At 48.9% G+C, this 8186-nt stretch carries 7 protein-coding genes; 4 read left to right on the forward strand and 3 right to left on the reverse strand.

The window, feature by feature from the left end:
• Window positions 1-1960 (forward strand): TonB-dependent receptor plug domain-containing protein (locus ABYP73_RS09280; RefSeq protein ID WP_372974133.1); only part of this gene is annotated, 1960 nt, incomplete at its 5' end.
• On the opposite strand, the gene ABYP73_RS09285 is transcribed toward ABYP73_RS09280, so the two are convergent.
• A complete protein-coding gene (locus ABYP73_RS09285; protein ID WP_372945741.1) occupies window positions 1957-2811 on the reverse strand; it encodes a Brp/Blh family beta-carotene 15,15'-dioxygenase in 855 nt (284 codons plus the stop codon). The two genes, ABYP73_RS09280 and ABYP73_RS09285, sit on opposite strands and share 4 nt — an antisense overlap.
• Before the next feature lie 128 nt (window positions 2812-2939).
• Here ABYP73_RS09285 and ABYP73_RS09290 point away from each other — a divergent pair, with 128 nt between their 5' ends.
• Window positions 2940-3671, forward strand: coding sequence for a bacteriorhodopsin-like (locus ABYP73_RS09290; RefSeq protein WP_372945740.1), 732 nt, complete (start codon window positions 2940-2942; stop codon window positions 3669-3671).
• Window positions 3672-3719: 48 nt separating this feature from the next.
• Here the strand turns inward: ABYP73_RS09290 and argS are convergent, their stop codons facing one another.
• Window positions 3720-5504, reverse strand: coding sequence for an arginine--tRNA ligase (gene argS / locus ABYP73_RS09295; RefSeq protein WP_372974134.1), 1785 nt, complete (start codon window positions 5502-5504; stop codon window positions 3720-3722).
• 122 nt (window positions 5505-5626) lie between these two features.
• Here argS and ABYP73_RS09300 point away from each other — a divergent pair, with 122 nt between their 5' ends.
• Complete coding sequence (locus ABYP73_RS09300) at window positions 5627-6052, forward strand: hypothetical protein (RefSeq protein ID WP_372944755.1); 426 nt, start codon at window positions 5627-5629, stop codon at window positions 6050-6052.
• A gap of 3 nt (window positions 6053-6055) precedes the next feature.
• On the forward strand, window positions 6056-7486 hold the full coding sequence (locus ABYP73_RS09305) for an SDR family oxidoreductase (RefSeq protein ID WP_372944754.1): 1431 nt from the start codon (window positions 6056-6058) through the stop codon (window positions 7484-7486).
• Window positions 7487-7492: 6 nt separating this feature from the next.
• Here ABYP73_RS09305 and ABYP73_RS09310 read toward each other — a convergent pair.
• A partial coding sequence (locus ABYP73_RS09310; protein WP_372974135.1) for an arginine deiminase-related protein occupies window positions 7493-8186 on the reverse strand: 694 nt, incomplete at its 5' end.

Genomic DNA, 8186 nt, shown 5'->3' on the forward strand with positions numbered 1-8186 from the left:
GGAGACAGACGGCAGCATCCTCCTGAGGACGGATGATTTCGGAATCCTTCCCGGCCTGTCTGAACCGGATATCCTGCAGACCGTCCAGGCCCTCCCGGGAATCAAAAGCATTGATGAGACGGTCTCTGACATCAACATCCGGGGCGGGACTAACGATCAAAACCTCATTCTCTGGGACGGGATCAAAATGTACCAGTCAGGGCATTTCTTTGGTCTCATTTCCGCCTTTAACCCCTATCTGACCGTAAAGGTTACCGTCATCAAGAACGGTACCAGCGCCCAGTACGGGGACGGGGTCAGCGGGATCATCAGTATGGAGACCCGGGACGAGGTGCAGGACCGAATTTCAGGGGGAGGAGGTTTTAACCTGATCAGCGGGGATGTCTATGGGCATATTCCGCTTTCCGACCAAGTCGCCTTGCAGATCTCGGGACGGAGGTCCGTAACCGATTTCCTCAACACCCCTACTTACAACCAGTTCTTTGACCGGGCTTTCCAGGATACAGAAGTTAAAGGGGGCGGGGGCGCCGACGAGGCCATAGACCGGGAAGAGAATTTCTATTTCTACGATTTCACAGGCAAGCTGTTGTACGATATCAACGAGGATCACAAACTCAGGATCAGTGCTATCTATATCAACAACAACCTGGACTACCTGGAAAGCAACCGGGACACGGGCAGGTCTGACCAGAGTTTGCTGGACCAGACCAATTTTTCCTTCGGTGGCCGGCTGGCCAGTCGGTGGACAGACCGGTTCACCAGTCAGATCATAACCTATTATACCCGCTATAACCTGGATGCTCAGAACGTCACCGGCAATGGAGAGCAATCCCTTTTTCAGAATAACCAGGTCTTGGAATCCTCATTCAAGGTCAATACGAAATACGACGTTACCGACAAGCTCAGCAGCAGGAACGGCTACCAGTTCACCGAGGTGGGGATCACGAATTTTACGAATGTGAGTCAACCTCCTTTCTTAAGCAACGTCAAAGGGGTGGTGAGAGCGCATGCGCTGTTCAGCGAGATACAATACGGTTCGGAGGACGGTAAATTCGACTTCCTGGGTGGAGCCCGACTCAATTATCTGATAAACCTGGGGACTTTTGAGGAGGTCATCCTGGAACCCCGACTCAACATGAGTTATATGCTCCTGCCCGATTTCAGGTTCGAAATCCAGGGGGAGTTCAAAAACCAGGTCACCAATCAGATCATCGACCTGGAACAGAATTTCCTGGGCATTGAAAAGAGGCGCTGGATCCTTTCGGACGAAGACACCCTGCCTATCACCAGGAGTAAGCAGGGCTCCCTAGGTTTCAGCTACGACAGGAATCGCTGGTTCCTCAGCCTGGAAGGATATTACAAGGAAGTGAACGGGATCAGCACCTCCACCCAGGGATTTCAAAATGAAGACCAGTTCAACGGGGAGATCGGCAGTTATACCATCCGGGGAGGCGAATTCCTGGTCAATTACAAGAACAACAAATTCAGCAGCTGGGTGAGCTACGCCTACAACAAGAACACCTATTTCTTTGAGGACATCACCCCTTCGGAGTTTCCTAACAACCTGGACATCACCCATACGGCCACCCTGGCCACCACCTACAATTACCGGGATCTGAAATTGGGATTCGGCCTGAATTACAGGACCGGCAAACCCTTTACCAAACCACAGGAGGGGGCAAATATCATTGACATCTCCGTCTTCCCGAACCGGATCAACTACGAGAGTCCGAACAGCAGCAGGCTGCCAGATTACTTAAGGGCTGACGCATCCCTCATCTATTCCTTTGACCTCAGCAAGGGAGTCAGGGCAACGGCCGGTGCCTCTGTACTCAATATTTTCGGCAAGAGGAATGTGCTGAACACCTATTATCGACTCAACGACCAGAACGAGATCGAAACCGTGGAAAGCATTTCCCTGGGCCTCACCCCCAATGCGAGCTTCAGAGTGAGTTTTTAGGATCGGTTCAGGCGATTCATCACGATCACGTGGGGAAAGGTGATGGCTGCCAGGAAGTAGATCATGATAGACAGGAACAAGCCTTGTCTGTCGTGGAAAAGGTAATAGAGGCCCGCGAGTCCGATCATAGAAAAGATCCAGTATACGAATGACGTCCTGAAATAAGACAGTAAGGATTCCTTTGAAATTTTTCCGTACAGGAACCGGGTCTGGTCCATCAGGGAGGGGATACTGTGCCAGATCACAAAGTAGATACTGAAGGCCCAGATCAGGGAAGCTGTTTTAAAGACGATATAGAATACCAGGAGAAAGAACAATTCTTTGATCATATTCACCCGGATCTTCCCTTTCCACAACCACCAGAGATAGATCGCCATAAAGAGGCCGAACGAGGTTGCCAGGGTATACAGGTAATGTTCTGCCAACAGATTTATGCCGGTAATATCAAATATGATGGGAGACACAGCTTCGGCCTGGCAGTAAAAAAGCAGAAAAAAGATCACCATGCCGTAGCTGGTAAAGTATACATAGGTCAAAAGTGATCGTTCTGTGTATTGTACCCAGTGCTGTTCCCCGAAATGGTAACTGCTCGCCAGAATAAAAAAGCCCAAAGCCAGGACCGGAAAAAAGGAAAAGAAGGCCACCGTGAGAGCAATTACGGTGACATAGCTCACCAGGGCCCGAAGAAAAAAATTCTTTTTAGAATTTCCGGTGGTTTGTTGAATGAGCTTTAAATCATTGGAGCCGTGAAAGATCCCAAAAGTAAATATGAGGAAATAGGAAAGGACGGCCTCTGCCCTGACATCGAAATAGACCGATATCCAAAGGAAGAAAAACGTCGCAACGATCATAAAACTGCTGAAAGTGTTAATATTTTGTTGTTTTTTTCCCAAATCCTCAAAATTATCGGCTCAAATTTATGAAATTATGTTTAACTTTTCATATGTTTGCTTAAACAAAATTAACTAATTCTATTTCTATGGAAAATTTTTTATCATCCATTTCCTTGGTCTCCAGGTTGGCGACCGATGATTACGTAGGGTTTACCTTCTTCGTGGGCTGTATGGCCATGATGGCGGCCTCTGCATTTTTCTTCCTGTCGATGAACAGCTTCGACAAGAAGTGGAGAACTTCAATCCTGGTTTCAGGATTAATTACGTTTATTGCAGCTGTACATTACTGGTACATGAGGGATTACTGGGCAGGTTTCGCTGAGTCTCCTACTTTTTTCCGCTATGTAGACTGGGTACTGACCGTACCGCTGATGTGTGTTGAATTCTTCCTGATCCTCAAAGTGGCCGGAGCCAAGAAATCCCTGATGTGGAGGTTGATTTTCGCTTCAGTGATCATGCTCGTAACCGGATATTTTGGAGAAGCTGTTTACAGAGACAGTGCAGCTTTCTGGGGTCTGATCTCCGGTATCGCTTACTTCTGGATCGTTTATGAGATCTGGTTCGGGGAGGCTAAAAAACTCGCCGAAGCAGCTGGAGGATCCGTCTTGAAAGCCCATAAAACGCTTTGCTGGTTTGTACTCGTGGGATGGGCTATCTACCCATTGGGTTACATGGCAGGAACTCCCGGCTGGTACGATGGCCTGGGACAGATCGGTCTTAACATGGATGTGATCTACAACATTGGTGACGCCGTTAACAAGATAGGCTTCGGACTCGTGATCTACGGTCTTGCTGTAGCTCAGAGCTCTGAAAAATAATTTTCCTGAGAACAAATATTTAAAAAGGCCGCTCGAAAGCGGCCTTTTTTACATCCTTTCGGGAACCTGTATCCCCAATAACCCGAAACCGGAGCGGATCACCTCCCCGACAACAGCAGAGAGATTCACCCTGAAATCCCTGATCTGTGCATCCGCTTCCCCCAGGATAGTAACCTGCTGGTAAAAGGAGTTGAACTCCTTGACCAGGTCGTAGATGTAGTTTGCGACCAAGGCCGGACTGAATTGTTCGGCGGCCTCCTGTACCACCGTTGGAAATAAGAGCAATTGCTTGATAAGTTCCCTTTCTTTGAGGTGAAGTTGGATCTTGTAACTTGTTGAACCTTTATCAATACTTTCTTTATCAAAATCAGCCTTTCTCAGGATCGATTGTATCCTGGCGTAGGTATACTGAATAAAGGGACCTGTATTCCCCTGAAAATCGACGGATTCCTCCGGATTGAACAGGATGCGTTTCCTGGGGTCTACCTTCAGAATAAAATATTTGAGCGCTCCAAGGCCGATGATCCGGTAGAGTTCTTTTTTCTCTTCCTCAGAATACCCGTCGAGTTTCCCCAGTTCTTTTGAGATTTCCTCCGCAGTTTGTGCCATATCATCAATGAGGTCATCTGCGTCTACAACCGTCCCTTCCCGGCTCTTCATCTTGCCTTCGGGCAGGTCTACCATCCCATAACTCAAATGATACAAATGCTCTGCCCAGCTGAATCCGAGTTTTTTCAGGATAAGGAACAACACCTTAAAATGGTAGTCCTGTTCATTACCCACGGTATAAACCATCCCATCTATATCGGGAAAGTCCTTTACCCGCTGTATGGCCGTACCTATATCCTGTGTCATGTACACCGCAGTACCATCGGCTCTCAGGACGATCTTTTCATCCAGGCCGTCTTCCGTCAGGTCAATCCACACACTTCCGTCCTCCTTCCTGAAGAAAACGCCTTTTTTCAGGCCATCTTCAACGACCTCTTTCCCCAGCAGGTAGGTGTCACTTTCGTAATAGAGGGTGTCAAAATCCACCCCCAATCGGGCATACGTCTCCTCAAATCCTTCATAAACCCAGGAATTCATGGTCTTCCAAAGGCTGACCACCTCATTGTCTCCTGCTTCCCATCTCCTCAGCATTTCCTGAGCCTCCAAAAGGATAGGCGCTTCCTGCTCTGCCTCTTCACGGCTCCTGCCCTCTGCCATCAGCTGGTCGATCTCTTTTTTATAGGCTTTGTCGAAAGCCACGTAGTAGTTGCCTACCAGTTTGTCACCCTTTAATCCGGTAGATACCGGGGTCTCACCCTTTCCGAATCGCTTCCAGGCGAGCATGCTTTTGCAGATATGGATCCCCCGGTCATTGATGATCTGGGTTTTATAGACCTTCTTCCCTGAGGCCTTCAGAATCTCTGATACAGAATACCCCAAGAGGTTATTCCTGATATGGCCCAGGTGAAGGGGTTTATTGGTATTAGGGGAAGAATATTCAACCATGACGGCCCCCTGGCCTTCTCCCTTTGCTCTTCCGTAATCTTCAACAGATTGCACGTCCGCAAAGGCTCCCAGGTAGTATTCATCAGAGAGGGTGAGGTTCAGGAAACCCTTGATCACATTGAAGCGGTCTACCTCAGGCAATGCCTCATTCAGGAACTCCCCTATGGCCTGACCTATTTTCTCGGGGTTGCCTTTTACAAATCTCAGCATGGGAAAGATCACCACGGTTATATCTCCTTCAAAATCTTTCCTTGTCGGCTGTAATTCCACCGCGGGGAGTTCCACTCCAAACAGCGTGTGTACAGCTTCTTTTGTCTTTGAGATCAATTGGTGTTCCATGGGCGGGGACTAACCTTCTTTAAAGTTGCAAAACTACATATTTTTTAACCTTTTATAATCCTGTTAATAAGGATTCCACAAGGATTTCGGTAACTTTAGGGCGCTATTGAAAAAGAAAGAGAATGTTAGTCAACGTATCCTACAACAACAAAGAACTCACCCAAAAGATCGATGAGGAAGTAGGGAAGCCCTTTCCGCTCAAGGAACGGTGGGCCATGGGTGGGATCGGTTCCCCAAAATTATTTATCACAGCCTCCAGTGTTGAGATCCGCAACCTGCTTATTCTGGACAATAACCTGGACAGTTGCAATATCGAGCTCCGGCCCAGGGGTATTATCGTCAGGTTCCGTTCCTTGTTAGAGACCTTTGCCCTTGTCATCCCGTATTACAAACTCACCCTTTATAAGGGAGACATGGCGGTGTATTCCATCTACAGGGACCATCATTTCATCAAGGTGCGTTCGGATACCAAGGCGGTGCAGAAGTTCTTTAAGAAACTGATGGACTTCAAAGCAGACAACGCTCCTACACAAATAGACGACCTCTGATCCATGAAGATCCTCCTGACAGGTGCGAATGGTTATATCGGGATGCGGTTGCTCCCCAGGCTTCTTGAACTTGGGCATGAGATTGTGTGCGCTGTTAGGGACCAAAAAAGGCTTTCCGTAGATGAGGAGACCCTGAGGAAAATTGAGGTTCTGGAAATCGACTTTCTCAGCAAAGTGAAAGAAGGCCATTTTCCCGTAGATATTGACGCCGCCTACTACCTGATCCACTCCATGAGTTCCTCCACGGAGGACTTCGATGAGAAGGAAGCCCTATCTGCAGAAAACTTTAACCGCTATCTCAAAGAGACCAACGTGCAACAGGTGATCTACCTCAGTGGTATCGTCAATGAGGAAAAACTATCCAAGCACCTGAAATCCCGGAAGAACGTTGAGGACATCCTTTATCAGGGATCCTATCACCTGACGGTCCTGCGGGCCGGGATCATTGTGGGTTCCGGAAGTTCGTCTTTTGAGATCATCCGCGACCTGTGTGAAAAGCTTCCCGTGATGATCACCCCCAAGTGGGTGCTGACCAAAACACAGCCCATTGGTATCAGAGACGTGATCAATTTCCTAACCGGGGTACTGGGCAGGGAGGACACCTATGATGAGTCATTTGATATAGGGGGTAAGGACATCCTTACCTACAAGGAGATGCTTCAACAATACGCAAAGGCACGTGGATTCAGGAACTGGATCTTCACCGTCCCCGTGATGACCCCAAAACTCTCCTCCTACTGGCTGTATTTTGTAACCTCCACTTCTTACAAACTCGCCGTCAACCTGGTCGACAGCATGAAAATGGAAGTCGTGGCCAGGGACAACCGGCTGCAGGAACTGCTCGGCCTGGAGACCCACACCTATCTGGAGGCCATCGACATGGCCTTTAAAAAGATCGAACAAAACCTGGTAGTCAGCAGCTGGAAGGACAGTATGGTCAGCGGACGCTTCCAAAAAAACCTGGAAAAATACATCCAGGTTCCAAAATACGGTGTCTTAAAAGACGAAAAGAAGATAAAGGTTGACGATCCCGACGCCGTCCTGAAAAACATTTGGCGCATCGGGGGTGAACAGGGATGGTATTACGGCAACTGGCTGTGGAAGATACGCGGCTTTATCGACAAACTTACCGGTGGGGTGGGATTGAGAAGGGGACGCACACATCCCGACAAGATCTATCCCGGAGATTCCCTTGATTTCTGGAGGGTACTCCTGGCAGACAAGAAGGGAAAACGACTGCTGCTCTTCGCCGAAATGCGCTTACCTGGTGAAGCCTGGCTGGAATTCAGGATAGACAAGGATTCCGTGCTGCATCAAACTGCTACCTTCAGGCCCAAAGGACTCAGGGGAAGGCTCTACTGGTATACCATCCTTCCTTTTCATTACTTTATTTTCGGGGGAATGATCCGCAATATTGCCCGGGCCAGGCCCTGAAAAAACCTAGGATAGCACTTCAATTCTAGGCAGGAATACCTCAGCCATCATGCAACGGGCACTCCCTCCTCCGCAGGTCTCGATCGTATCTAGCGGACTGTGGATGATCTCGCAGTGGCGGCGGATCGCTTTGAGCTGCTCCTGATTAAGGCTGTTGTAAGCCGCAGAACTCATCACCAGGTATCGTTTCTCCCCGCCACCAATGACCTGCAGCATATTCCCTGCAAAATGCTGTTCCTGCACTTCGGAGATCGCGATGATCTCCTTCCCGTCGCCCCTGAGGTGGTCAACCACATTCTTCCGCTCCTTCTTGTCGTCTATGGCATCGAGACAGATCACCGCAAAGGTCTCCGCTATACACATCATCACATTGGTATGGTAGATTGGCAGGCGCTGTCCGTCTACAGACTGGTAAGCGGTGAAGATCACAGGGGTGCACTCCATGTCTTCGCAAAACTCGATGAAAAGGCCTTCATCGGCCCTGGGAGAAAGGGCACAGTACGCCTTCTGGTGCTCCCTGTCCATGATAATACTGCCCGTCCCTTCCAGAAACAGGCCATCCTCCTCAGCAGCGGTGTAATCGACCACCGTGCGGATCTCAAAACCTTTTTCCTCCAGAAGGTCGAGTACATCTTCCCTCCTTTCCCTTCTCCTGTTCTCTGCGAACATGGGATATAAACCCACCGATCCGTTGGCGTGA

Source organism: Muriicola sp., from assembly GCF_041567615.1.
GTDB lineage: Bacteria > Bacteroidota > Bacteroidia > Flavobacteriales > Flavobacteriaceae > Muriicola.